This window comes from Cytobacillus praedii (assembly GCF_001439605.1).
GTDB classification, from domain to species: Bacteria; Bacillota; Bacilli; order Bacillales; family Cytobacillaceae; genus Cytobacillus; species Cytobacillus praedii.
On sequence record NZ_LMBX01000018.1, the window covers coordinates 55,594 to 81,361 of the forward strand.

The window sequence follows — 25,768 nt, forward strand, 5'->3', positions numbered from 1 at the left end:
GACCATATATACACAGGAAGGGCGAAATAGTAGTGGATTCTAAAAAAGGAATTTTATTAGAAAGCGGTACAAATGAATTAGAGATAGTTGAGTTTGGTATCGGGAAAAATAAGTTTGGTATTAATGTAATAAAGGTAAAAGAAATCATCAATCCTGTTTCTATTATTCAAGTGCCTCATGCACACAAAAATGTTGAGGGAATTATTGAACTGCGTGGGGAAGTACTTCCTGTAGTCGATGTAGCTAATGCGTTAGGGTTCCCTCCATCAGAAAGTCCTGAGCAAGATAAGTTTATTGTAGCGGAGTTTAACAAGCAAAAAATTGTTTTTCATGTGCACAGTGTTACCCAAATCCATCGTATTTCATGGGGACAAATTGAAAAACCGTCTGAAATGTATCAAGGTCCTGATAGCCAAATAATAGGTGTCATTAAGCTAAACGGTGAAATGATCCTTCTCCTTGACTTTGAAAAAATTGTTGTGGAAATTAATCCGGAAACAGGCATTAATGTTCAGCAAGTTAAAAAGTTAGGAAAACGTGAAAGATCAAATAAGCGGCTTGTGGTCGCAGAAGATTCTCCTTTGCTGCGAAAATTATTGCACGATACATTGATGGAAGCTGGTTTTCAATATATTGAGTTTTTCGAGAATGGGCAGGATGCACTTCATTATTTAGAAAGTCTTGTACAATCTGGAAAGAATATTACTGATGAAGTACAATTGCTTATTACAGATATTGAAATGCCGCAAATGGATGGTCACCATTTAACAAAACGAATCAAGGATAATTCTTCATTATCTAAGATTCCGGTCATTATATTTTCATCCTTAATTACAGATGATCTTCGTCATAAAGGCCAAATGGTTGGAGCTGATGCGCAAGTCAGCAAGCCTGAAATTGCTGAGCTTGTATTACTAATTGATCAAATCGCCCTTTAAAATACAAATGAAAAATGCTAGGAAAAGTGTTATCGCTTATCCTAGCATTTTTTACTTTATTTAGAAATAGCTTTCTCCAAGTTTTTTGAAAACAGGTTTCTCATATGGCTTTTTATTGCTATTATGGAAATCATTATTTTCTTTAAGGCCGGTGTAGGTCATCAATAATTTTTTTCCTTGGGTTAAGGATATAGAGGACCTTGGATTTCTTACATATTCATTTAACTTTCCTAAATGCGGCAGTTTTTCAAAGTCTATTTTTGTAGGGGGTAAATGAAAGGAATAATTCCCACATTCAACAAGGACATCTGATTGCTGCTGGCTATATTTTGGGTTACTAGAAAAATGGAGACCAATCTTTTGGGCTTTACCTTCTCTAATTAGCTTCAATAATGCCTCTTGTTTTAGTTTGTACAAAAATTTTGGATTTGGTGCCGTTTTTGCATGGCGGTTAACGGTGAAGATTGCTTGAGAGAGGTTTTCTACCGTTGGGCGCAGATGGGGGTGTTCATTGTTATCGGCTTTCAATATGAATAGCTCCTTTCCGGAAATTACAGGGGTATAACTTATTATACCCCTATTTACCTAGTAATGAAAATAGTAAAAGTAAGTTTAACCAGATATTTTCTTTACAGATGCAGAAGGTTTTTCAATGGATGGGTTCCTTATTTTCCTAAATAAAAATAGGAAAACCAAACTTCCTAATAAACATGTTGCCGTACCTGCTCCAATCATGACAGCTGCAACACTTAGCAATTTTGCAAGCAATGCACCTACTGCAGGTGCAATTAGCATGGAAGTAGTCTGGATGGACATGGCTGCAGCAGAGACTCTTCCCATCATTTGTTTTGGTGTTTCGGATTGTAATACATAGCCATAAGGAACGGCTTCTCCTGAAGCAAGCAATCCTAGCAGAAATGCGCCAAACACCCACAAGAACAATGGCAAATCTAATACTCCCATGCTTCCAAAGCCAATTGCAATAATTAAGGTTCCACTAAAGACAGAGGTGCCAGACATTAGATGGATAGGCTTTTCCTTCCAATTAGTCCAGTACCCTAATAGTAAGGAGCCTGCGACGCTTCCAAGCCCTACACCGCTGATAAGCAATCCGAAGGTTCCTTCCGAAAAGCCTAAGTCTTGTGCAATAAATACAAATAGACCATCATAAAGAAAGATGATGAAGAAGGCTACAGAAGAGAGAATGATAGAGACTTTTAATAACCGTGTTTGTGCAATATGTCTTATTCCTTCAGTCAAATCCGTCCAGTAGCTTCCCTTCTTTGTGTCTGCATCTAGTAATTGATCGGTTGTTTCATTCAGTTTCGGCATAGTTAATAAGAAGAGAATGGCAATGAAAAAGCCGATAGCTTCAAATATGAAAGGGCTTTTCACTCCGAATAATGCAATAATCCCTCCGCCAAGTGCTGGGCCGATAATTTTCATTGTATTAACAGATAATTGACTTAGAGTAACCGCTTCAGGAAGCTCGTCATCTGGCACAGTCATTCGAATGCTGCTTTGCCTAGCAGGATCGTAAAGTGCAGCAACGGTTCCTTTTAAGAATACAAATGCCAAGAGAATATAAAGATTAGGTGAGAAAAAGAGACCGCCTACAAATAGAATTCTCAATAGCAAGCAGATAATCATAATCGGCTTTTTTGGCAACCGATCAACAAAGACACTGGCAAAAGGACCAACGATCACCCATGGGAGACCAATAACTATAATTACTGAAGCAATCGCTGATGCATCAAGTCCCCAGTTGTAGGCAACGATTACCTGGATGGCAACGAAATCAAGCCAGTTTCCTAGATCTGAAAATACTTGTGCACCGAATAGTGAACGAAATGCACGAATTTTAAGTGGTTTAAACATTCCGGCTTTCATACATCACTTCTCCTCATTTTCTTTTAGCGCCATTCGCCTTCTTTTTAAAATCTTGTCAGCATTTCCATTAAGATCCTGTCCCTCAGGCAAATCATTCGTCTTCAGTATGTGAGTAGCTTCCTCTATCCATTTGATTTCTGCCTCTAAGCGCATTTCTGCAAAACGAATAGCTAAAGCACTGAATTTACTTACAAAGGAATACCCATTACTTGGCCACTCTTTAACAAATCTTAGGATATCCTCCGTTTCTTCTCTTCTTTTTTGTAAATGTCCAATTAAGATGGAGGAATCCATATCATCATGCCAAGTGGATAATTTCACGAACAGCTCATCTTTTACTACTGGATATGCAGGAGACATCCGCTGCCAATTTTCTAATTCCTCCCAGCCTTTGGGAGTCAGTTCGTATAATTTCTTTCTTCTTCCTTCCGCCTCTTGTTCAAGGGTATAGATAAATCCTTCTTCTTCTAGCTTTTTTAATTTTGGATAAATACTGCCGTAGCTCATGCCCCAATAAAGGCTAGCTGCTTTGTGTTCGAATTCTGCTTTAATATCATACCCTGTACTCGGCCAATAACTTAAAACTGCTAGCAGTGTGTGTTCAACAGACAAGATAATTGTTCCTCCTTATATATCGGATTGATATAACAATTTGATATATCGTAATGATACATTAAACAAAAGGGGAAATCAACCAAAAATGGAGTGTTGTATAAGAAAACCATTGTATTTAAAAGTAGCAATTTTAGAAACAGTCGATGTGTTTTTTGTCGTTTTATATTATAATAAGGAAAATGTACAAGAATTTTGTAATAATAGTGAATTATTTGTCTGTGACAAATAATGTTATCAGCTAAGATTTACATAGATACATTCCAATAATTTTGGGAATGAAGTCAATAAGGATGATTTTGATGGAGAATATGAAAGAATTATTATCGAGAGAGTTTAATAATGAAAAGATTAGTAATAAAATTGAAAGAATTATTTATGAAATTATTTTAAATCATATTAAAGATTTGATTTTTATTATGAAGGTAGATAAAGGGCCTTCATTTCGTTATTTGTTTGTTAATGAACCAGGGATTAGACATGCTGACTTATCAGGAGGTTTTATTGGCAAGAGACTTAATGAGGTGCTATCCGAAGAAGTTGCCTCTTCACTGCAATTAGAATATGAAAAAATACTTGATAGAAAAGAAACAATGATATTTTCTGATGAAGTTAAATTGCCTGATGGAAGTACAATGATTGGTGAATCTTTCCTGACTCCCATTCTTGATGAAAATGATGAAGTTCTTTATGTAGTTTCGGTTACACGCGATATAACAACTGCTTTATTGGAGAAAAAGCGTCTAATAAAGAGTGAACAGAAATATCGTTCTATCGTTGACCACAATTTAGATGGAATTATTTCAGTTGATTTAAAAGGGGCAATACTTGAAGTAAATCCTGCAGGCAATCAGCTAACAGGCTATACGGCAAAGCAGTTAACTAAACGGTCTATTTTCAATTTAATAAGAGATCAGGATATTCCTGACTTTCGAAACTTATTTGATATAACGAAGAATGGGTATCCATCAGAGTCTTTAGACATTCATTTTGTTCATAGAAAAGGCCATTACTTATCCATTCATTTAAAGACAGTTCCGATTGTTATTAATACGGAAATAGAGGGAATTTACGTTATTATCAAGGATATTTCAGAGCAAGCAGAAAATGCAGAAACAATTAGGTATATGGCATTTCATGATCAGCTAACTGGTCTTTTAAATAGAAGGGCCTTGCTAGGAGATTTAGATAAATATATTTCAGATGCCAAAAAAAGCGGAAAGGAATTTGCGCTTCTATCCATTGATCTGGACCGCTTTAAATATTTAAATGATAGTTTAGGCCATCTTGTTGGGGATGAAATCCTAAAAAAGGTAGCAGAAAGATTGTGTGAGTTTAGGCATAAGAATTATTCTGTTTATAGGCAAGGCGGGGATGAATTTATCATCCTACTCCCACTTGCAGATAGAGGAAAAGCGAGAAGATTTGCACAAAATATTTTAGCAAGATTTGCGAGCTCCTTTTACCTGCACTCGAAGGAATATTACATTACTCCAAGTATTGGGGTGAGTATGTATCCTAACGATGGGAAAAATGCTGAAGCGTTAATAAAAAATGCAGATGAAGCCTTATTTCGTGTAAAAGAAAAAGGAAAAGCTCATTTTCAATTTTATCGTTCAGAAATGAATTCGATCATTAATAATGTTGTTGAGTTGGAGACATTTTTACGTAAAGCAATAGACAGAAATGAGCTAACATTATACTATCAGCCGCAAATTGACTTGAAAACATTGAAAATAACAAGCTACGAAGCTCTTTTACGGTGGAATAATCGTGAACTCGGATTTATTTCTCCGGCAGAATTTATTCCTTTAGCTGAAGATACTGGGTTAATTATTCCTATTGGCACTTGGGTAATTGAAACGGTTTGTAAACAAATTAAGGATTGGTCAGATCAAGGTAATAAAGAATTTAAAATAGCAATCAATATATCTCCAAAACAATTTCAACAGCATAGTTTAGTAGCAATTATTCAGAAAGCAATAGAAAAGCATCGGATCCATCCGAAATGTTTAGAAATTGAAATTACGGAAGGGGCTATGCAAGATACAAAGGATACTGCGCCAATACTAACTGGCTTAAAGGACTTAGGGGTATCGATCTCTGTTGATGACTTTGGAACAGGCTATTCTTCTTTAAGTTATTTGAAGCAATTTCCAATTGATGTGCTGAAAATTGATAAATCCTTTGTTAAAGATGTACATGTAAATGAAAAGGATGCAGCCATTACTACAACAATCATCCATTTGGGAAGAAGTTTAGGGATGGAGGTTATTGCCGAAGGTGTCGAGAATGAAGAGCAGGCGCAGTTTCTATTCCATGCGAACTGCCATAAAGCACAAGGGTTCTTATATTCAAAGCCGCTTCCTGCAGAAGAAATTGAAAAAAACTTTATGAATATAAATAAATAATAACGAAAAAAGGAAAAGGAGCTTGGAGCTTCTTTTCCTTTTTTTCGCAAACTTTATAACTTATCACACGATTGAGTAGAAATTGATTTTTGCTCCAGGCTGATCATTTTCTGTGGATGGTCCATGAGCCGCCATGTGGCATACGACTGCGGGTCTAACATGTCCCTTACAAATCTGAAAGGAGGCCCGGACTTTCCGTTTCAATCATTCAGCAGTGTTAGTAAACAGAAAACTAATTCAAAACCAAAACCTTCAAAATTTCTGAAAATAGCCTTGCCTTTGTTATTTCTGAAAGAGTGAAAAAACGGTTAGTTCAGGTTTGCATAAAAAGCGAAATGGCAATCGTGTTGTCCCAAGTCCTCTATTTACATAGAGTGTCAAAGGTGTGCTGCCAATCTGATAAAATCCTTCGGTATACTTCTCAGCATAAGGAGGAATGACAAGTGCTCCTACAAAAGGGATTTTTACTTGCCCCCCATGGCTATGCCCGCTAAGTTGAAGCTGAATGTTAAAGGTTTCAGCCTCATCAGCAAAATCTGGTGCATGTGATAATAGAATTTTATACGATTGATCAGGAACTCCATCTATCGCTGTTTGAATGTCAGGTTTACCAAGCATTGCATCATCAATTCCAATGACATAAATGCTGCTCCCATCAATTAATTTAACCTTCTGGTGACTGTTTAGAAGTAATTTAAAGCCTGATTCTTCAATAATAGACTTATAGATATCTGTCCCATAGCCACCATGATCATGGTTGCCGTATATTGCAAATTTTCCAAAAGGAGCTTCTAACTCCTTTAATAGTGGAATAATGATGTTTGATTCGTGATATTGATTAGGAATATCCATTAAATCACCTGTGAAAAAGATAATATCAGGTTTTAATGCATTTATTTTTTTTACTAGTTTTTTTAATTGATGTGCATCATAATGAAAGCCTAAATGCGTATCGCTAAATTGAACAATTTTGAAATCATTGAAGCTAGACGGAATGTCAGGATTGATGATTTTATGCTGATTGACATCTAGTAATTTAGGTTCAATTTCCCTCGAATAATAATAGCCCCCAGCACTAAATCCAAATAAGGAAAACAGTGAGCCAATTGTTCTTTTCAAAAAGGACCTTCTTGAGATTTTCTTCGGCATCTTATTACCAACCTATCTAAAAATTCATCTCTTTTATACTATCAAACTACGTTATGAAAAAGAAGGGAGAAATTTAACAATCATAAGCAGATGAAAGAAGAATAAAGAAAAAATAGTTCGAAAATTCATTATATAATGGTAAAATAAGAATGAATACTCATTCATTTTAAGGGGGCGTGCATTTTGAAAGGGAAGGTCGTTATTGTTACAGGTGGTTCAAGCGGGATGGGGAAGTATATGGCTAAGAAATTTGCTGAGGCTGGGGCATATGTTGTTATTACAGGCAGGAATCTTGAGCGCCTGGAAGAAACAAAAAAGGAAATTGAAAAAGAATCTGGACAAGTTTTGGTAGTCCAAATGGACGTAAGAGAAATTGAACATGTTAAGCATATGGTAGCAGAAACGTTAAATGCTTTTGGCAGAATCGACCATTTAATCAACAATGCTGCCGGAAATTTTATCTGTCCTGCGGAGAAGCTAAGTGCTAATGGCTGGAATTCGGTTATCAATATTGTTCTTAATGGGACATTTTACTGCTCAAGTGAAGTCGGGAAATACTGGATTGATAATGGAATGAAGGGCAGCATAATTAATATGGTTGCTACCTATGCTTGGGATGCTGGACCAGGGGTCATTCATTCTGCAGCAGCGAAAGCAGGTGTTCTGTCAATGACGAGAACATTAGCTGTTGAGTGGGGCAGAAAGTATGGAATAAGGGTGAATGCGATCGCTCCAGGCCCGATTGAACGAACAGGCGGAGCAGATAAATTATGGGAATCAGAAGAGGCAGCGAAGAGAACTCTTTCAAGTGTTCCGCTGGGGAGGCTTGGAAAACCAGAGGAAATTGCGGAATTAGCTTTCTTCTTATTATCGGACCATGCAGCATATATAAATGGGGAATGCATAACAATGGATGGAGGCCAATGGCTAAATCAATACCCATTTTAAAGGGGATAAAAAAGCCGATTTCTGATTTTTGACTTTTCTATCTATTCCGAAATAATAAAAGTATGAAAAATAAACAGAAAAATTCATAAAATAGTAGTATACTTAAGCCGTGATAGAAATCGTTCTATCATGGCTTTTTCATTAACTATTTGGAGGATGTTGAAGTGAGTACATATAGAATTGAAAAGGACTTCCTTGGTGAAAAATATGTACCAATCGAAGCTTACTATGGGATACAGACATTAAGAGCAGTTGAAAACTTCCCAATTACTGGCTATAAATTAGACAAAGATTTAATTATTGCAATGGCAATTGTGAAAAAGGCTGCTGCTCTAGCAAATGCTGATGTTGGCAGATTATATAAAGGTAAAGCAGAAGTGATTTGCCAAGCGGCAGATGAGATTATTACTGGCAAATGGCATGATCATTTTCTCGTTGATCCGATTCAAGGCGGAGCAGGAACATCTATCAATATGAATACGAATGAAGTTATTGCAAATAGAGGATTAGAGCTGCTAGGCAAAGAGAAAGGCGAGTATTTCCATTTAAATCCGAATATTGATGTGAATATGGCTCAATCAACAAATGATGCTTTCCCAACGGCTATCCATATTGCTGTCTATCGCGCGCTTGAAGCATTGCTTGCAACAATGAAGGAAATGAAAGCAACATTTAGTGTGAAGGCAGATGAATTTGATTCAGTTATTAAAATGGGCAGAACCCATTTGCAGGATGCGGTACCCATTCGACTAGGTCAAGAATTCAGAGCATATACGAACGTCATTGATCGAGATATCAAAAGAATCGAAAGATCAAAAGACAATTTATTAGAAGTAAATATGGGGGCTACAGCTGTAGGGACTGGATTAAATGCAGACCCAAATTATATTGAAAAAGTTGTTAAATATTTAGCAGAAATATCTGGAATTCCTGTTGTTCCAGCAGATAACCTAGTAGACGCGACTCAAAATACAGATGCTTATGTAGAGGTTTCTGCTTCATTGAAAATATGTATGGTAAATATGTCGAAAATTGCCAATGACCTTCGTTTAATGGCTTCTGGGCCAAGGGCAGGTTTGTATGAAATCAATTTACCAGCCCGCCAGCCGGGTTCCTCCATCATGCCGGGAAAAGTAAATCCTGTTATGCCAGAAGTAATTAACCAAATTGCATTCCAAGTAATTGGAAATGACCATACGATCTCGTTAGCATCTGAAGCAGGTCAATTTGAATTAAACGTAATGGAACCTGTCTTATTATTTAATTTATTGCAATCGATTTCAATTATGAACAACGGCTTCCGTGTGTTTTCTAATTTCTGTATTTCAGGTATTACTGCAAATACAGACCGTTTAAAGGAATACGTTGAGAAAAGTGTAGGCTTACTTACAGCAGTAAACCCTCATATTGGCTATAATGTTGCTTCAGAAATTGCCAGAGAGTCTATTGTTAATGGAAAATCCATCCGTGAACTATGTTTATTGTATGATGTACTAACTGAAGAGGAATTGGATTTAATATTAGATCCTTATGAAATGACAAAACCAGGAATTGCAGGTTCTTCTTTACTTGAAAAATAAAAATGCTTAATAAAAATACCGATACCAATTATCGGTATTTTTATTTTACATGAATGGAAAATTTCTATGGACAGTTACATCCTAAGAAATATGTTATAATTATACATTATTCTCATTATTTATCTTTAATTTATGGAGGTTTATGAGCATGGATGCACTGGAAATCCTTACAGACTTAGATAATGTTTTCCCATATTTTCAACCGATATTCAGTGCGGATGAACATCGTGTCATAGGCTATGAGGTATTCGGGAGATATCAAGGAGAAAACGGAGTGGTTAGCCTGGGACCATTCTTCTTGGATGAAGGCATACCGGAAGAGTACCGCCTTGAGGTTGATCATGTGGTTTTGAAAAAAGCATTGGAAAAATTTATTTCCATTTCTTCAGAGGAAGATGTTTTATTATTTGTAAACAAAGATGCGGATTTACTTATGTATGATAATGCTGAATCATTTTTATCGCTAATTTTAGAGTATCAAGAAAAAGGAATTACACTTGATCGAATTGTTTTAGAGTCTACTGAACGTGCCTATAAGGGGAATATGGAGCATTTAGATCATTTAATGAATTATTTACGTACATATGGAATTAAAATTGCAATTGATAATATGGGGAACGAAAGAAGCCATTTAGACCGAATTGGTCAGCTTGCTCCTAATATCATTAAAGTTGATTTGAATGAGCTTCGTTCAACTGCCTCTGCTCATGTTCTTCATGATATTTTATATACATTGTCATTAATGGCTAGAAAAATTGGGGCTACTCTGCTTTTTAAAAATATTGAAATGGATTATCAGCTGCAATTTGCATGGAGGAATGGAGGAAGGTACTACCAAGGCTATTATCTGCACAATCCTAGTGAGGGATTTGTAGATCGAGATATCATGAAAGAAAAGCTTAGGGGTAAATGCCAACAATATATTACTTATGAAAAGAAGAAGTTAGAGGCATTACATGAGGTTTCCGAGAAATTCAATGAAAAACTCACACAATTTCTTCAAGTGAAAAATCGTAAATTATTAGAGTATGAGGAATTAATCAAGGTTCTTTCACAATATCTCAATGATGTATCTTTTAGACTTTACATTTGTGATGAGAATGGATTTCAAAAATCTGCAAATATTTTCAAAAAGGACAATAATTGGATTGTCCAGCAACAATATTTACATAAAAATTGGAGTTGGCGACCTTACTTCTTGGAAAATATTATGAAGATGAGAAATGATAAAAAAGGCATTCTTTCTGACTTATACAGTGATATTGAAACAGGAGAAACAATTCGAACATTTTCATATCCGCTTCAATCCAGTGATTATTTATTTGTTGATTTATCTTATGAATTTCTTTATGAGCGGGAAGGGTTATTGTAATAAATTTTAGATTAGGCAAGGTCCCTCTTGAAGGGGCCTTATTTTTTTTATAAAAGGGGAGTTTTTGTCGCATCGAAGGGGTATAGAACAGATAGAAGGATAATCTGTCATAATCTGAAGGATAAAAGCGAACGATTCTACTCTATTATTCGAGAGTTTGTTGGTAGAATGAAGGAATAAGCATCGGAAAAGAAAGGGAGAGTGAAATGAAAAAAATATACCTAACATCTATAACGTGTTGTATCCTTTTATTTAGTTTTATTTTTCCTTCTTTGTCACATGCAGACGCTCGTTTTTCGGAAGACAAATCAGTTTTGCAATTTTTACATGATGCGTTCCAGGCACAAGTCTCATTAAGTGAGCAGTTTCAAAGCATGGAAGAAATACATAATACTCTTTTTCCTTATTTTACAGAAGATTTCACAAGGGAGTTTTTAGACGAAAATCTCGTTGCCGAAAACGGAAAATATATCACGTACGGTACAGATTTCCCACTATATTATATTCCGTTTTTCAGCTATACAGCTGAGACAAAGGTTATTAGGGCACAAGAGCATATATATATATATGAGTTTTTTCCTGAAACGGATGAAGGCCCAGTGGGTTATGAAAGTCATTATGAAGGGATTAAACTTAATAAAGCCGACGGTGGGTGGAAGGTAGCGGAACCCTTAAATCATGACGTTCTAACTGAAATCATAAAACAGACAAACGGAGATACTGCTCCAGTTAAAATGGATTTAGTCCAAAAAAGTATGATGAAGGCTACATTACAGCTTGGGTTAGCGTTAAATCCAATCGCGTCATTCTATAAATATGGAAATTCATTTATTATAGGGCATTTCAATAAATAGCAAAAAGGAAGAGCAGGCTTTCATTGAGTCTGCTCTTTTCCATCTTGAATATTTAGTTCGCTTTTCAGCTTTTCAATGTCGAAACCGGTAATTACTTTTTCACCTATAATAATTGTAGGAGTGGAGTAGGATTGATAGGTTTCAATTAATTCCATCCTAGCTTTTTGATCTGTTTTAATATTTTTTACTTCAAATGAGAATCCATATTCTGTTAAAAACCTTTTTGTAATTTCACAAGGAGGGCAATCGGGTTGAGTATAGACAATAATATTTTTCAAAGCGGCTCAGTCCTTTCATGTTAAATATAATAGTGAAAATACGAAGGGATTTCAATGAATATCTCTCAATTTTATAAGTATGGTATGAAAAAAATATGATCATTTAATTAGTTTTTACTTGTATAAATGACTATCATTAATTTATGCTGTTATTATTGGTATGAAATAAGAGAAATGTCGAATATTCTGAATCGAATCTTTTAGGATAGAAACATGCCAAAAGAGAAACATAAACGTATGATGTTTTTGTTTTTGTTGAAAGGAGAGGGAGCATGTCACAGCTTCAAGGTATATTAACACGATTAAAAAATCTTCAGGAACAATCAGCTAGCGGTGAACCGATGCAGCGTTTTTTTGAGGTGAATGGAGAAAGGAAATGCCAAGTAACATATCAGCCGAAAAGTGAAATGTTTGAGTTGGAAGTTTATCAAGATAAAGAAAAACCAAAAAGATATCAATTTGACAATATCGATATGATTACAATTGAAATATTTGATTTAATTCAATAATAAACATTTTAAAGGAACCCGTTCAGGTTCCTTTTTTATTCAATTCGTACGAGGGTACTGTAATAAATATTATAAGAGCAAGGAAAAGGAAATTATGATACACTATATAAGCAGATAGAAAACATTTAAACTGAGGAGTTTTCGGCGATGATAAGTCTTCACAGTGGGGAATATTTAGAAAGTAATATCCGACAATTTATGATACCTTCAGAACGAGTTGCACATGTGCAAGTCGGCAACAATCTAGAACATGCACTTTTGGTATTAACGAAGAGCGGCTACACGGCCATTCCTGTACTAGATCCGTATTATAAACTGCATGGCTTAATAAGCACCCCAATTATTATGGATTCTATTCTTGGCCTTGAAAGAATTGAGTTTGAAAAATTAGAAGAAAAACGTGTAGAAGAAGTGATGAATAAAAAAATTCCTAGATTGCACGTTGATTCATCAGTACAGGATTCAATAGCTTTATTAATTGATCATCCTTTTCTATGTGTTGAAAATGAGAACGGTTACTTTGAAGGGATATTTACACGAAGAACTGTGCTTAATGAGCTAAATAAGCTTGCCCGCAGATTAAATAAGAAATAATATAATTGGCTCCCATAAATGGGAGCTTGAATTTTTACAAAATAGAACCTTTAGCATTTTTTAAGTTTGAGAACCGTCTAGCGCGGTATGCCTAGCGCTTTTCAATACATAAGGAGTAATGTACGAATGTCATCCCTATCAGAATTTCACTTTCTTGCTGTATTAGCTCAGGAAATGAATATGAGAAAGGCGGCTGAACGGTTATTTGTCTCACAGCCTGCATTATCGCAGAGATTGCAAACAATCGAAAAGGAGTGGGGGGAAAGGCTCTTTGTCCGTTCGCAGAAAGGCTTGTCGCTGACTCCTGCTGGTGAACTAGTCCTGAAGTTTATTAATGAAGTAATCGTTAAAGAAGAAAAGGTACGTGAATCGATTCATGCATTAAATGCGGAAGTATATGGCACCTTAAAGATTGCAGTAGCATCGATTGTGGGTCAAAACTGGCTTCCTCAAGTCCTGAAGAAATTTGTTACGCGCTATCCACAAGCGAAAATATCGCTAGTAACAGGCTGGAGCAGTGAAATATTGAAGTCTCTTTATGAGGATCAAGTACATATTGGTATTATACGTGGAACTCCTGATTGGAAAGGGGTCAAAACTCATCTGTTCCAAGATTGTCTTTATCTAGTCGATACGGAAATTACAAGTCCTGAACAAGTTCTTGAAACAGATCGTCCATTTATACAATTTAAAAGTGATTCTAACTATTATCAGGAAATTCAAGATTGGTGGCTTAAACATTTTAAAACAGCACCGAAACGCACGATAGTTGTGGATCAAATTGAAACATGCAAGCAAATGACCTTTAATGGGATTGGTTATGCAATTTTGCCGGCAATCACATTAAATGGAGCAGAAAAAGATATTTTTAAAATTCCACTTTTAGATGAAAATAACTTGCCGTTAAAAAGAGATACATGGCTGCTCGGATATGAATCTGCCTTTCAGCTTAAACAGGTTCAAGCGTTTGTTGAATTGATTAAGGAACATATAAGCGAAGAAAACAAATTATGATGAGCATCTTATTTTATGATTGTGTCGAAATTTGGTACACTCAAAAATATGCTAATCTATTTGGTGAACGGATAGGGCGGCTGATTATTTTAAATGTAAATTGGGTAAAACAAGTAGTGGGAAACATTCTCTAATTGATTGTAAAGGCTATTTAATTAAATTTATTATTATTTAATATTGACATTAAATGTCAAATATCCTATAATTTATATGGTTGATTATTATATAAATGAGAAAATATTGTATATTTTCTCATTTAAAAAGCTAATGGAGGGATTACATATGCCAGAACGTATGGTAGGTAAACAAGCACCACGTTTTGAAATGGATGCAGTAATGCCAAACAAAGAATTTGGTAAAGTAAGTCTTGAAGCGAACATGAAAAATGACAAATGGACTGTGCTTTTCTTCTATCCAATGGATTTTACTTTTGTATGTCCAACAGAAATTACTGCATTATCTGATCGATATGATGAGTTTGAAGATCTAGATGCAGAGGTAATCGGTGTATCAACTGATACAATCCACACTCATTTAGCTTGGATTAATACAGATCGCAAAGATAATGGTCTTGGTGATTTGAAATATCCTCTTGCAGCTGATACAAATCATGTAGTAGCACGTGATTACGGTGTTCTTATTGAAGAAGAAGGAATTGCTCTTCGTGGATTATATATTATTAGTCCAGAAGGTGAATTAATGTATTCTGTTGTGAATCATAATAATATTGGGCGTGACGTAGATGAAACATTACGTGTTCTTCAAGCCCTTCAAACAGGCGGTCTTTGTCCAGCTAACTGGAAACCAGGTCAAAAAACTTTATAATAAAGTGATTGAAACGATAGAAAGACCTAACGCTCGTTAGGTCTTTCTTTCAGTGAATAGATAGTTGAAAAAGTGATATGGGAGGATTTCCAATGAAATTACGTGCACCAATGCCTGAACTTACAGGCGCAACAGAATGGCTGAATGGTGAAGTCGTGAAGGAACAGTTAATTGGTGAAAAGCCAACACTTATCCATTTTTGGTCAGTGAGCTGCCATCTATGTAAAGAGGCCATGCCAAACGTCAATAAATTTAGAGATGATTACAAAGATAAATTAAATGTTATTGCAGTCCATATGCCCCGATCTGAGGATGATCTTGATATTGAGGCAATTAAAAAGGTAGCGGCAGAGCATGAAATTTCACAGCCGATTTTCGTGGACAGCGAGCATAAGCTAACAGATGCTTTTGAAAATCAATATGTACCAGCTTATTATGTCTTTGATAAAGATGGAAATCTTCGTCACTTCCAAGCAGGTGGCGGCGGAATGAAAATGCTTGAAAAACGTGTGAATCGCGTATTAGATGAAATGAATAAAGAAGAGTAATTATTGGTTATTAAGGTAAAAAGGAATCAAGCAATTTTTGCTTGATTCTTTTTTTTCTTAAGAATTTTCTCAAAAAAATGAAAATTATAACAAATGGGGTAGAAATACATTTCGAAACCCGTTATATTTAATATTACGTTCTTTTATTTTTTTTAGAAGGGGGAAAAATTTTGGAGACGTTTAAAAAACTGAAAATGTATTATTGGCCATATAAGCATTATTTTATTTGGTCAATTGGGTTTCTAATTATTGTTACAGCAATAACAGTTGTTTATCCTATGATCCTTCAGATAACAATTGATGAGGTGGTAGTGAATGGCCAATATAATTGGATCCCACCTCTTGCATTAGGATTTATCGGAATAATGGTCATTAAGGGAATAGCCTCCTTTATTTATCAATATACAGGTGATTTATTTGGAATCACATCTGTATATAAGCTTAGGAATGCGTTATATGAAAAGCTGCAGTTTCTGCCTTTTCGATATTATGATAATGCAAAGACTGGCGATTTAATGTCTCGTCTAACTGCTGATGTTGAAGGCTTTCGCTTCTTTCTTTCGGTTGGCTTTTCTGAGCTTATACGCTTTGTTCTGTTAATTGGTATTAGCTTCGCCGTTATGTTTTATTACTCGATGTCTTTGACCATTGTTACGTTAATAACACTGCCTTTTCTTGCCGTCGTCACGTTTAAATTTGATAAGGCAGTTCATCCGGCTTTTAGAAATATTCGTAAATCCTTTGGGAGACTGAATACGAAAGTCCAAGAAAATATTAGTGGAATTAATACGGTTAAGTCGCTATCTAGAGAAGATTTTGAAATTAATAAATTTAATGACACAAATGGAGATTACAAAGATAAATATTTACAAACCTCATATATATGGGCGAAGTACTTTCCTTTAATGGAGTTTTTAGGGAATATTAGTGTTGTTTTTTTACTATCTTATGGTGGCTATCTAGTTATTAGCGGGGAATTAATGCCAGGAGAACTTGTCGCATTTTATAGTTTGCTTTGGTATATCATGTGGCCGATTATGAACTTAGGATTTGTTGTTAATTTGTTTTCTCAAGCAAAAGCATCTGGCGAAAGATTATTAGAAATCCTAGATGCTGAAAATGAGATTGTGAATGGACCTGCTCCAATTAGTAAAGAACGATTGAATGGGGACGTTGAATTCCGTAATGTTACCCTTCGCTACACAGAAAATGCTAAAGAGGCACTTTCCAAAATTTCATTTACAGCCTGCCAAGGGAAGATGATTGGTCTAATTGGATCTACGGGTTCTGGAAAAACGAGCATAACTCAGCTTATGACGAGATTCTATGAGCCTGAGACAGGAGAGATTCTTATTGATGGTATTCATATTAATGAATATGATCTTTCTTCTTTAAGAAGCAGTATTGGCTTTGTACTGCAGGAATCTTTTTTGTTCTCTTCATCTATTAAAGCAAATATTTCCTATGGAAAACCAGATGCAGCAATGGAGGAAATAATTGATGCTGCAAAAAGGGCGCAGGCACATGACTTTATTATGGAATTGCCTGATGGCTACGAAACGATGCTCGGAGAAAGAGGAATGGGCCTTTCAGGCGGTCAGAAACAGCGTATTGCTATTGCCAGAGCTATTTGCGCGGATCCAAGTATCTTAATTTTAGATGATGCGACAAGCGCAGTTGATATGGAGACGGAATACCAGATTCAGAAAGCATTAAAAGAAGTTATGAAGGGAAGAACAACTTTTATTATTGCCCATCGTATTTCTTCTTTAAAGCATGCAGACGAAATTCTTGTTTTAGAAAATGGACGAATCGTTGAAAGGGGCATTCACGATCGATTATTAAGCCAGAATGGTCCTTATCAAAGAATCTATGATATTCAATATCAAGACCTGGAGAAGATAAGCAAGAGTCATATTAGCTAGGGGGTGGAATGATGGAAAAGCATAAAGATGAGAAAATGTTATCAAGATTCAAGTACTCAGCTGATGAGGTAATTGAAAAGCCATTCAATTGGAAGCAAATGTTAAGGCTTTTTAGTTATATGAAGCCATATAGAAAAGGGTTGCTTCCACTATCGATTCTGATGGTCCTGCTCAATACGAGTGTTAAATTAATCATTCCAATATTAATAGGTGTATATACACTAGACATAGCATTAGAAAATAAAGACGGGCAGCTGTTAGCCATATTGGTCTCCGTTATAGCTGCACTTTATATTCTATCCTACGTTGCGAATTACTTTCGGATTAAATGGATGAATATACTTGGTCAAAGCGTGATATATGACTTGCGGAAGCATTTATTTACTCATGTTCAAACATTGTCTCATCGATTTTTCGACCAGCGTTCTGCTGGCTCGATACTTGTAAGAATCATGAATGATATTAACTCTTTGCAGGAGCTATTCACAAATGGAGTTATAAATTTATTAATGGACATGATCCTTTTAGTTGGAATTTTTATCATATTATTTACTTTAAGTCCTTCATTAACTTTAGCTATTATGGTTATCCTGCCGATCATGTTCTTTATTTCAACTTCCCTCCGGCGAAAAATTAGAAGGTCCTGGCAAGTGGTTCGTTTAAAACAGTCCAAATTAAATTCACATTTGAATGAGAGCATTCAAGGCATTCGAATTACACAAGCCTTTACGCAGGAAAGAGAAAATATGATCTATTTTGATGGCGTAAATACTGAAAACTATGAGAGCTGGAGAATAGCTTCACAAAAAAATGCGATGTTTAGACCGTTAGTCGAATTAACAAATGCGTTAGGTTCGGCAGTACTAATATGGTTTGGCGCATATTTAATCCAAGGAAATGAAATATCGATCGGCGTATTTGTTTCTTTTGCTTTTTACTTAGGAATGTTTTGGGAACCTATTTCACGATTAGGTATGGTTTATAACCAGTTATTAATGGGAATGGCATCATCTGAAAGAATTTTTGAGTTTTTAGATGAAAAGCCAAATGTTGCAGAAAACAAGAATGCAGTTCAATTAAATGATATTCGCGGGAATATTGAATTTGAGAATGTGAAATTTGCATATGATGATAGACGCCCAGCATTAAAAGGAATTAATTTAGAGATGCGAGCGGGTCAAACGGTTGCGCTAGTTGGTCATACGGGGTCTGGGAAAACAACAATAGCCAATTTAATTAGCCGCTTTTATGATCCGACTGAAGGGATAGTAAGGATAGATGGCCATGATTTGAAAGAAGTTACATTATCGAGCCTACGCAAGCAAATTAGCATTGTTCTTCAGGATACGTTTATCTTCTCTGGAACAATTAAAGAAAATATTCGATTTGGCCGGCCGGATGCAACAGATGAAGAAGTGATGAATGCAGCAAAAGCAGTCGGAGCCGATTCATTTATTGGGAATTTACCCAAAGGATACGAAACAGAGGTAGAGGAGAGGGGGAGCATCCTATCAGTAGGTGAAAGACAGCTTTTATCCTTTGCTAGGGCATTGCTTGCTGATCCTCGAATCCTTATTCTTGATGAAGCGACTGCTAGCATAGATACTGAAACTGAAATGAAAATCCAGGAGGCATTACGAACTCTTTTAAATGGGAGAACGGCCATCATCATTGCTCATCGTTTATCGACAATTCGTGAGGCAGATCATATATTTGTTCTTGACCATGGAACGATTATGGAGCAAGGAAATCATCATCAGTTAATGGATCAAGAGGGCGAGTATTATTCACTTGTTAAGGCTCAATATAGTATGCTGAATGCAGTTTAATTTATCCTATAGCTTGACCAAAAATCCTGTTTCAATACAGGATTTTTCCTTATCCTAAAAATTTATTATCAGGTAATTTGGTCATTTTAATCAGAATTTTTCAGTACGTGCAGCTGCCGAAAATATTGTTTATTTCAAAACATACTCTTTTTTTGTAAAAAGGCTGTATTAAATTCTAAATTTGCAAAGGGTCAGTTCTACATTTTTTATGGGCTTTTCTAATTTAAGGATTGTGCTACAATAAGTTATTATGATTAATGTTATTTAGTTGGAGGAATAGGTGTGAGAAAAGAATTTGCGGTAATTGGTCTTGGTCGATTTGGAGGTAGTATTTGCCGTGCATTAGCTGAGGAAGGCTTAGAAGTAATGGCAATTGATAGGAATGAGGACAGGGTCAATGAATTCTCAATGATAGCCACTCATGCTGTTGTCGGTGATACGACTGATGAGTCAGTTGTCAAAAGCTTAGGGATACGGAATTTTGATCATGTGATAGTAGCGATTGGTGACAATATTCAAGCAAGTATCTTAACTACATTAATATTAAAGGAATTAGGCGTCAACAAAATAACGGTAAAAGCGCAAAATGATTATCATGAAAAAGTATTAAGAAAAATTGGTGCCGACCATGTTGTCCATCCTGAACGTGACATGGGGAAAAGAATCGCCCATAGTATTGTTTCGAATAATGTTCTTGATTATTTAGAATTGTCTGATGAACATAGCATCGTAGAGATTGTTGCAAATGAAAAGTTAGCTGGTTACTCATTGATCGACTTAGACATTCGTGCAAAATATGGAATTAATATTGTAGCCATCAAAAGAAAAAATGAAATAATTGTATCACCCAAAGCGCACGAAAGAATTCAAGTGAATGATATTCTAATCGTTATTGGTGCCGATGTAGATATTAACAGATTTGAAAAAAAAGTAATGGTATAAGAAAAAACGCTGTAATACACTTCTGTGATTACAGCGTTTTCTTATTAAACTTCCATTATGATCGGTAAAATCATTGGACGGCGTTTTGTTTTTTCATAAAGGAATGGAGCAAGTGTGTCAGTAATCTCATTCTTAATTTCTGACCATTGAGTCGTTTTACGCTCCATTACTTTGTTTAGATGCTTACTAATAAGTGATTGGGCATCATTAATTAAATCTCCAGATTCTCTCATATAAACAAAGCCGCGTGAAATTAAGTCTGGACCAGCTGCAATTTTAAAGTCTTTCATATTAATGCTTACCACGACCACGACTAAACCTTCTTCAGAAAGTATGCGGCGGTCTCTCAATACAATATTCCCAATATCGCCAATTCCGCTTCCATCAATATATACAGAGCCAGAAGGGATTTTTCCGGCAATTTGAGCAGTATCTTCACTTAATGCAAGAACTTCGCCATTATCCATGATAAAACAGTTTTCTTCTTGTACTCCACAATCAACAGCTAATTTTGCATGCATTTTTTGCATACGGTATTCACCGTGTATTGGCATAAAGAATTTTGGTTTAATCAAACGAAGCATAAGCTTTTGCTCTTCTTGACCGCCGTGACCTGAAGTATGAATATTAGTTAGTTTTCCATAAATGACTTCAGCACCAGCGCGTGAAAGACTATCAATCGTTCTGCTCACGCTAATTGTATTGCCTGGGATAGGAGAGGATGAAAAGACAACCGTATCCCCAGGAATAATTTGAATTTGACGATGAGTACCGTTTGCAATGCGAGAAAGGGCAGCCATTGGTTCACCTTGGCTTCCTGTACATAGAATCGTTACACGGTTGGCTGGCAAACGATTGATTTGCTGTGCATCAATAAATGTATCCTTTGGTGCATTGATATAACCGAGCTCTTGCCCAATATTAATGGCAGCTTCCATACTTCTTCCGAAAACAGCAATTTTTCTTCCGTTTTGAACAGCAGCTTCAGTTACTTGCTGCAGTCTGTGTATATTAGAAGCAAAGGTAGCAAAGATCACTCTTCCTTCAACTTTGCGGAAGATGTCGTGAATGCTTTCACCTACCGTGCGCTCTGACATAGTGAATTCAGGTATTTCACTATTAGTACTATCCGATAATAGGCAAAGAACGCCATCTTTCCCTATCTCCGCCATTTTAGTTAAATTTGCTGGCTCCCCGACAGGAGTGAAGTCAAACTTAAAGTCACCAGTGTGAACAATTTGTCCTGGAGGAGTTTTTACAACAATTCCGTAGGAATCAGGAATACTATGAGTTGTCCGGAAGAAGGTAACAGAAGTTTTTCTAAACTTAATAACATCGTCTTCTTTAATCTCATGCATTTTCGTTTGTCTTAGTAATCCATGCTCCTCTAATTTGTTCTTTAATAAACCAAGTGCAAGCTTTCCGCCATAAACAGGAATATTTACTTCTCTTAGTAAGTAGGGAATTCCGCCAATGTGATCCTCATGTCCATGAGTAATAAACAGACCCTTGATTTTTTCTTCGTTTTTAACTAAATAAGTATAGTCAGGTATCACATAATCAATTCCGAGAAGTTCATCCTCAGGGAATTTAATTCCCGCATCAATCAGAATAATTTCATCCTGGAATTGAACGGCATACGTATTCTTACCGATTTCCCCAAGTCCTCCGAGGGCAAAAACGGCTGTTTGGTCATTTTTTACAAATTTCATAATTTATCCTATCTCCAATACTTTAAAGTCTTCATTTTGCTTTTCATACTCTAAGAATGCTCCTTCAAGAGCAGTAACGAACTCAATATTATATGGTTCGTTTTTTAACTTAAGCCGAACATCTCTTTCAGATTCACCTTCAACATAAATCGTCATTGTTTTTTCTCGAACGGGTACTTGTTTAATGGACTCTTGAAAATAAACTTTGAAAATCATCTACTATCTCTCCTTAATCCGATATAACTTTTTCTATTATATAAAAAATTAACATGTTTTTCATGTTTTTTCTTATTTAAGGTAAATTAACCACAATACTAACTTTGTAAGTATGAATGAAAATTCTAATACTGTCTAGCGTCTTTCTATAAACAAGGAGCCCTTCACAAATTTGAAGGGCTCAAAAATGATTTAGGCAATCGATTTTTTTCGAAGCATCTCTTTCCACTGTTTTAAAAGCTTTTTTCTGAGCTTCTTTAACATTGTGGATCATCTCCTTACATACTATTTTATACGATCCTTGTCCAATGTAAAGTGAATCAAGGATATTACCTGAGAAATGCGCTGAAAATCCCTTTTTTTTATTATTATATGCTGATAAGAATGTATATCTCGTGGGTAATTATGGATTATTTTAGTGAAGGAAAGGATAATTTCTATTTTGTTCAAAGGAAAAAGTATCATGAGTGAAAATGGGATAAATATATGAAGCTTTCATCGATTGACATTTTTTTCTCAAGGGGTTAGTGTATTACGGGAAATGAAAGTATATAGAAATGAAGGGCAAAATGGGAATGACAATCCTATGCCTTGAAAGGAATGAATGAATTTTGAAAAAAATTGCATTTTTTGATATAGATGGCACTTTACTGGATCAAAATAAACAGCTGCCGAATTTAACAAAAAAAGCCTTATCAAAATTAAAGGAAAATGGAGTGTTTGTTGCTATTGCAACCGGGCGAGCCCCGTTTATGTTTGAAAATCTAAGAGAAGAGCTGGATATCGATTCTTATGTGAGTTTTAACGGTCAATATGTAGTTTTTGAGAACAAAGTAATCTATAAAAACCCTTTAAATATACAAGAATTGGAAAATCTATATAAATATTCATTAGAAAGGAACCATCCAATGGTTTTTATGGATGAAGGGGTAATGAAAGCATCTGTTGCGAATGATGAGTATATCGATTTGTGTATCAAAAGTTTGAAGTTCCCTTATCCAAGTGTAGATGAAAATTATTATAAGCATAAAGAAGTATATCAGTCATTAATTTTTTGTGAGGAACAATATGATGAGCAGTATGAGATGAATTTTCCGAACTCGCGATTTGTGCGCTGGCATCGATTCTCTACGGATGTTTTACCTGCTGGAGGATCAAAAGCGGAAGGAATTAAGCTTATGGCTGAACATCTTGGTTTTCAAATGGAAAATGTTTATGCTTTTGGTGATGGATTGAATGATATTGAAATGCTGCAAACGGTTGGTACTGGTGTTGCAATGGGAAATGCCTCGGAACAAGTGAAAATGGCTGCAGATGTAACGACAACCTCAGTTGATGAAGATGGAATATGGAATGCACTAAAAAAACTAGAATTAATCTAAGAACAATAAAAAAGCGTGAACCGAAAAGGTTCATGCTTTTTCAATGATTAAGGGTCTGAAACGGGGATATTATCTTTCAATGGGCAATCCATTTTCAATTGGCTTCAGTGGATTTTGCTGATCTATATGATCATAAAACATTACCCCATTAAGGTGGTCAATTTCGTGCTGAAATACTATAGCCAAAAGTCCCTTTGCTCTTAATTTAACCTCATTTCCATCTAAGGCGGTTCCTTTAACTGTAATGCGTGCATATCGAGGGACAAAGCCAGGGATGGCTTCATCAACAGAAAGACAACCTTCACCAGCAGTAAGATATGACTTTTCTACTGAATGACTAACAATTTTAGGATTAAAGAGTGCATAGCTATATAATACGCCTTTTTCATCGTGTACATGAATGGCAATCATTCGTTTTGAAACATTTATTTGTGGCGCTGCTAAGCCGATTCCAGAACGTAACCCGTATGTTTTTGCTATTTCAGGGTCTTGGCTATTTTTTATAAATTCGATCATACTCTCAAGTATACGTTTGTCTTCATCTGAAGGGGGAGCAGGAACTTCCTTTGCTATTTCTCTAAGCGTAGGATGGCCATCGCGTATTATATCATCCATCGTTATCATAAAACTCACTCCTGTGAAAAATATATAATAAAAATTTCAATGTATCTTTTTATAATAGTCTACCAAAGTGAAAGAAAAATGTTAATAAAAAGAGAAGGCATCTTCAATACCTTCTCAAAAAATAAAATGTCCAGAGTCTAAAGCGCCTTTGGACGCCTATCTCCTTCTGTGATAAATCAATCATCACTTGCATTAAAGCTCTTCAGATTTACTTTAGGAACTGCTGAGGTGGGGTCGGTCTGTCCGTATAGGTTCTAATCAAGAAAATTTCGCTTATCTTAGCACCAGCAAGAACAGCCAACAATAATGAGTAAAATGAATAGGACGACAATTAACGCAAATCCTCTGCCAAATCCAGTGCCACAACCTGCATACCCAGGATTGCAGCAGCCATAACCATATCCGCCATATCCGTACATGAGGATAACCTCCCTAAGTGTTATAGGTTAATCGTCTATATGCCTTTATTCTTTTTAGACGATTAATATAGCCTATGTATCATGATTTTTTTATGTGTAGGCCACTGCCTATGTCATAAATGAAAAGATGAAGAATAAAATATTAAAATAGGACAAGTCTACCAAATCACTTAGATGGTGCTAGAATAAAGAGATTATTGCTAATAATAGATACAACCTATATAGTAAGGGTTGTAATTAGTTAAGGAGGTTAAAATGTGTCAATTTCCCGCAAAAGCTGCCTTTTTTTCGTAATTATTATGGGCATCTTTTTATTATCAGGCTGCTTTAATAAATCAACACCGGTTGATAAAATTTATGATGTCCTTGAAAAAGTTGTATCCACTGAAGATGTTTTTAAAGATCAGCAGGAGCCGCTTATCGAATTAGAAAAACAGGAAAAGGAAATTTACGATAAAATCATCTCATTAGGAATGAAAGAAGTTAATGAGATAAATCGACTCTCGGACCAGGCGATAGCCATTGTGGATAAACGTAAGGACCATATGAATAAGGAGCAAGAGAGCATTGCCGATTCACAAAAGGAGTTTAATAAGACACTGCCGCTTATTAATGAAATAGAGGAAACGGCTTTGAAAGCAAAAGCACAAAAATTATATGATTCAATGACTGAACGATATAAAATTCATGATGAATTATACAAACACTATCTAGAAGGGGTAAAACTAGATAGAGAACTGTATCTTATGTTTAAAAAGGAAGACCTCCAACTAGAACAGCTGGATGCTCAAATTACAAAAATTAATGAAATTTATGCAGAAATCATAGAAGAAAATAAAGAATTCAATGATAAAACGAAAGAGTATAATGATGCGAAACTATCCTTCTATAAAGAGTCAGGCTTAAAGATTAAAACAAAAGAATAAAATTATCCCGGTCAGCTTCAAAATGATGCTGACTTTTTTGTTTTTCAATCCTTATAAACATTTTTTGAAAATAATGATGATTACTATTTTTCTATTAAAGTGTTATAACACATAAGGTGATTTCTTCAGTTTTTTATAGAACAGGAATTTTCATTCGATAATACAGTCTCTAAAAATTATGCTCATTTTAAAAATGTGTTAATGTTGAAAAACAATTATATTAAGGTATCGCAGTGTGTTTTTTTTGTGTGAATAATAAGAATCATTAAGA

At 35.4% G+C, this 25,768-nt stretch carries 25 protein-coding genes; 16 read left to right on the forward strand and 9 right to left on the reverse strand.

All coding sequences use genetic code 11. The annotated features are described in order from the left end of the window. Nucleotides 1-32 precede the first annotated feature (32 nt). Nucleotides 33-938 carry a chemotaxis protein gene (locus ASU02_RS17995; protein ID WP_057766177.1) on the forward strand — a complete coding sequence of 302 codons (906 nt, stop codon included), beginning with the start codon at nt 33-35 and terminating at the stop codon, nt 936-938. A 60-nt stretch (nt 939-998) separates the two neighbouring features. On the opposite strand, the gene ASU02_RS18000 is transcribed toward ASU02_RS17995, so the two are convergent. From ASU02_RS18000 to ASU02_RS18010, 3 genes are all read right to left on the reverse strand, one after another. Further along, nucleotides 999-1,466, reverse strand: a complete 468-nt coding sequence (locus tag ASU02_RS18000; protein WP_057766178.1) for a YkyB family protein — start codon at nt 1,464-1,466, stop codon at nt 999-1,001. Between the two features lie 84 nt (nt 1,467-1,550). Then, nucleotides 1,551-2,828, reverse strand: a complete 1,278-nt coding sequence (locus ASU02_RS18005) for an MFS transporter (RefSeq protein WP_057766180.1) — start codon at nt 2,826-2,828, stop codon at nt 1,551-1,553. Nucleotides 2,829-2,831: 3 nt separating this feature from the next. After that, nucleotides 2,832-3,440 (reverse strand): helix-turn-helix transcriptional regulator, encoded by a 609-nt coding sequence (locus ASU02_RS18010; RefSeq protein ID WP_057766183.1) that lies wholly within the window; start codon nt 3,438-3,440, stop codon nt 2,832-2,834. A 302-nt stretch (nt 3,441-3,742) separates the two neighbouring features. Here ASU02_RS18010 and ASU02_RS18015 point away from each other — a divergent pair, with 302 nt between their 5' ends. Then, a complete protein-coding gene (locus ASU02_RS18015; protein ID WP_198317460.1) occupies nt 3,743-5,851 on the forward strand; it encodes a sensor domain-containing protein in 2,109 nt (702 codons plus the stop codon). A 282-nt stretch (nt 5,852-6,133) separates the two neighbouring features. Here ASU02_RS18015 and ASU02_RS18020 read toward each other — a convergent pair whose 3' ends face one another. After that, on the reverse strand, nt 6,134-7,000 hold the full coding sequence (locus ASU02_RS18020; protein WP_057766184.1) for a metallophosphoesterase: 867 nt from the start codon (nt 6,998-7,000) through the stop codon (nt 6,134-6,136). Nucleotides 7,001-7,183: 183 nt separating this feature from the next. Here ASU02_RS18020 and fadH point away from each other — a divergent pair, with 183 nt between their 5' ends. The 4 genes from fadH (at nt 7,184) to ASU02_RS18040 (ending at nt 11,754) form a co-directional block, all read left to right on the forward strand. Beyond that, nucleotides 7,184-7,948, forward strand: coding sequence for a 2,4-dienoyl-CoA reductase (gene fadH, locus ASU02_RS18025; protein WP_057766186.1), 765 nt, complete (start codon nt 7,184-7,186; stop codon nt 7,946-7,948). A gap of 164 nt (nt 7,949-8,112) precedes the next feature. Continuing rightward, nucleotides 8,113-9,528: an aspartate ammonia-lyase gene (aspA, locus tag ASU02_RS18030; protein ID WP_232426289.1), complete on the forward strand. Its 1,416-nt coding sequence runs from the start codon at nt 8,113-8,115 to the stop codon at nt 9,526-9,528. 148 nt (nt 9,529-9,676) lie between these two features. Beyond that, nucleotides 9,677-10,900: an EAL domain-containing protein gene (locus ASU02_RS18035; RefSeq protein ID WP_057766190.1), complete on the forward strand. Its 1,224-nt coding sequence runs from the start codon at nt 9,677-9,679 to the stop codon at nt 10,898-10,900. Nucleotides 10,901-11,106: 206 nt separating this feature from the next. Next, nucleotides 11,107-11,754, forward strand: coding sequence for a DUF3993 domain-containing protein (locus ASU02_RS18040; RefSeq protein ID WP_057766192.1), 648 nt, complete (start codon nt 11,107-11,109; stop codon nt 11,752-11,754). A 20-nt stretch (nt 11,755-11,774) separates the two neighbouring features. Here the strand turns inward: ASU02_RS18040 and ASU02_RS18045 are convergent, their stop codons facing one another. Continuing rightward, nucleotides 11,775-12,032, reverse strand: a complete 258-nt coding sequence (locus ASU02_RS18045; protein ID WP_057766195.1) for a glutaredoxin family protein — start codon at nt 12,030-12,032, stop codon at nt 11,775-11,777. Between the two features lie 272 nt (nt 12,033-12,304). Here ASU02_RS18045 and ASU02_RS18050 point away from each other — a divergent pair, with 272 nt between their 5' ends. From ASU02_RS18050 to ASU02_RS18085, 8 genes are all read left to right on the forward strand, one after another. Next, nucleotides 12,305-12,541: a YkuJ family protein gene (locus ASU02_RS18050; RefSeq protein ID WP_053475424.1), complete on the forward strand. Its 237-nt coding sequence runs from the start codon at nt 12,305-12,307 to the stop codon at nt 12,539-12,541. 147 nt (nt 12,542-12,688) lie between these two features. Next, entirely contained in the window at nt 12,689-13,135 is a 447-nt protein-coding gene (gene cbpB, locus ASU02_RS18055) for a cyclic-di-AMP-binding protein CbpB (RefSeq protein WP_057766196.1), read from the forward strand. A gap of 126 nt (nt 13,136-13,261) precedes the next feature. Next, nucleotides 13,262-14,149, forward strand: a complete 888-nt coding sequence (locus ASU02_RS18060) for a LysR family transcriptional regulator (RefSeq protein ID WP_057766197.1) — start codon at nt 13,262-13,264, stop codon at nt 14,147-14,149. A 282-nt stretch (nt 14,150-14,431) separates the two neighbouring features. Next, nucleotides 14,432-14,974, forward strand: coding sequence for a peroxiredoxin (locus ASU02_RS18065; RefSeq protein WP_057766198.1), 543 nt, complete (start codon nt 14,432-14,434; stop codon nt 14,972-14,974). Nucleotides 14,975-15,066: 92 nt separating this feature from the next. Further along, the gene (locus ASU02_RS18070; RefSeq protein ID WP_057766199.1) at nt 15,067-15,522 is read left to right on the forward strand and encodes a TlpA family protein disulfide reductase; all 456 of its coding nucleotides are present in this window, start codon (nt 15,067-15,069) and stop codon (nt 15,520-15,522) included. Nucleotides 15,523-15,692: 170 nt separating this feature from the next. Beyond that, entirely contained in the window at nt 15,693-17,447 is a 1,755-nt protein-coding gene (locus ASU02_RS18075; protein WP_057766200.1) for an ABC transporter ATP-binding protein, read from the forward strand. A gap of 11 nt (nt 17,448-17,458) precedes the next feature. After that, nucleotides 17,459-19,276 carry an ABC transporter ATP-binding protein gene (locus ASU02_RS18080; RefSeq protein ID WP_057766201.1) on the forward strand — a complete coding sequence of 606 codons (1,818 nt, stop codon included), beginning with the start codon at nt 17,459-17,461 and terminating at the stop codon, nt 19,274-19,276. A 282-nt stretch (nt 19,277-19,558) separates the two neighbouring features. Further along, nucleotides 19,559-20,218, forward strand: coding sequence for a potassium channel family protein (locus tag ASU02_RS18085; RefSeq protein WP_053475431.1), 660 nt, complete (start codon nt 19,559-19,561; stop codon nt 20,216-20,218). A 44-nt stretch (nt 20,219-20,262) separates the two neighbouring features. Here ASU02_RS18085 and rnjA read toward each other — a convergent pair whose 3' ends face one another. Beyond that, entirely contained in the window at nt 20,263-21,930 is a 1,668-nt protein-coding gene (rnjA, locus tag ASU02_RS18090; RefSeq protein WP_057766202.1) for a ribonuclease J1, read from the reverse strand. 3 nt (nt 21,931-21,933) lie between these two features. Then, the gene (locus ASU02_RS18095) at nt 21,934-22,146 is read right to left on the reverse strand and encodes a DNA-dependent RNA polymerase subunit epsilon (RefSeq protein ID WP_057766204.1); all 213 of its coding nucleotides are present in this window, start codon (nt 22,144-22,146) and stop codon (nt 21,934-21,936) included. 611 nt (nt 22,147-22,757) lie between these two features. Here ASU02_RS18095 and ASU02_RS18100 point away from each other — a divergent pair. After that, complete coding sequence (locus tag ASU02_RS18100) at nt 22,758-23,528, forward strand: Cof-type HAD-IIB family hydrolase (RefSeq protein ID WP_057766206.1); 771 nt, start codon at nt 22,758-22,760, stop codon at nt 23,526-23,528. A 69-nt stretch (nt 23,529-23,597) separates the two neighbouring features. Here the strand turns inward: ASU02_RS18100 and def are convergent, their stop codons facing one another. Next, entirely contained in the window at nt 23,598-24,152 is a 555-nt protein-coding gene (gene def / locus ASU02_RS18105) for a peptide deformylase (protein ID WP_057766208.1), read from the reverse strand. A gap of 278 nt (nt 24,153-24,430) precedes the next feature. Next, nucleotides 24,431-24,571: a YjcZ family sporulation protein gene (locus tag ASU02_RS26025; RefSeq protein WP_082631856.1), complete on the reverse strand. Its 141-nt coding sequence runs from the start codon at nt 24,569-24,571 to the stop codon at nt 24,431-24,433. Between the two features lie 257 nt (nt 24,572-24,828). Here ASU02_RS26025 and ASU02_RS18110 point away from each other — a divergent pair, with 257 nt between their 5' ends. Next, the gene (locus ASU02_RS18110; protein ID WP_232426290.1) at nt 24,829-25,497 is read left to right on the forward strand and encodes a YkyA family protein; all 669 of its coding nucleotides are present in this window, start codon (nt 24,829-24,831) and stop codon (nt 25,495-25,497) included. Nucleotides 25,498-25,768: the final 271 nt, after the last annotated feature.

Coding starts and splice junctions, on each gene's coding strand:
- ASU02_RS18005 (WP_057766180.1), bottom strand. CDS start 2,828: ATGAAAGCCGGAATGTTTAAACCACTTAAAATTCGTGCATTTCGTTCA.
- ASU02_RS18015 (WP_198317460.1), top strand. CDS start 3,743: ATGGAGAATATGAAAGAATTATTATCGAGAGAGTTTAATAATGAAAAG.
- ASU02_RS18020 (WP_057766184.1), bottom strand. CDS start 7,000: ATGCCGAAGAAAATCTCAAGAAGGTCCTTTTTGAAAAGAACAATTGGC.
- ASU02_RS18035 (WP_057766190.1), top strand. CDS start 9,677: ATGGATGCACTGGAAATCCTTACAGACTTAGATAATGTTTTCCCATAT.
- ASU02_RS18040 (WP_057766192.1), top strand. CDS start 11,107: ATGAAAAAAATATACCTAACATCTATAACGTGTTGTATCCTTTTATTT.
- ASU02_RS18050 (WP_053475424.1), top strand. CDS start 12,305: ATGTCACAGCTTCAAGGTATATTAACACGATTAAAAAATCTTCAGGAA.
- cbpB (WP_057766196.1), top strand. CDS start 12,689: ATGATAAGTCTTCACAGTGGGGAATATTTAGAAAGTAATATCCGACAA.
- ASU02_RS18060 (WP_057766197.1), top strand. CDS start 13,262: ATGTCATCCCTATCAGAATTTCACTTTCTTGCTGTATTAGCTCAGGAA.
- ASU02_RS18065 (WP_057766198.1), top strand. CDS start 14,432: ATGCCAGAACGTATGGTAGGTAAACAAGCACCACGTTTTGAAATGGAT.
- ASU02_RS18070 (WP_057766199.1), top strand. CDS start 15,067: ATGAAATTACGTGCACCAATGCCTGAACTTACAGGCGCAACAGAATGG.
- ASU02_RS18080 (WP_057766201.1), top strand. CDS start 17,459: ATGGAAAAGCATAAAGATGAGAAAATGTTATCAAGATTCAAGTACTCA.
- rnjA (WP_057766202.1), bottom strand. CDS start 21,930: ATGAAATTTGTAAAAAATGACCAAACAGCCGTTTTTGCCCTCGGAGGA.
- ASU02_RS18095 (WP_057766204.1), bottom strand. CDS start 22,146: ATGATTTTCAAAGTTTATTTTCAAGAGTCCATTAAACAAGTACCCGTT.
- def (WP_057766208.1), bottom strand. CDS start 24,152: ATGATAACGATGGATGATATAATACGCGATGGCCATCCTACGCTTAGA.
- ASU02_RS26025 (WP_082631856.1), bottom strand. CDS start 24,571: ATGTACGGATATGGCGGATATGGTTATGGCTGCTGCAATCCTGGGTAT.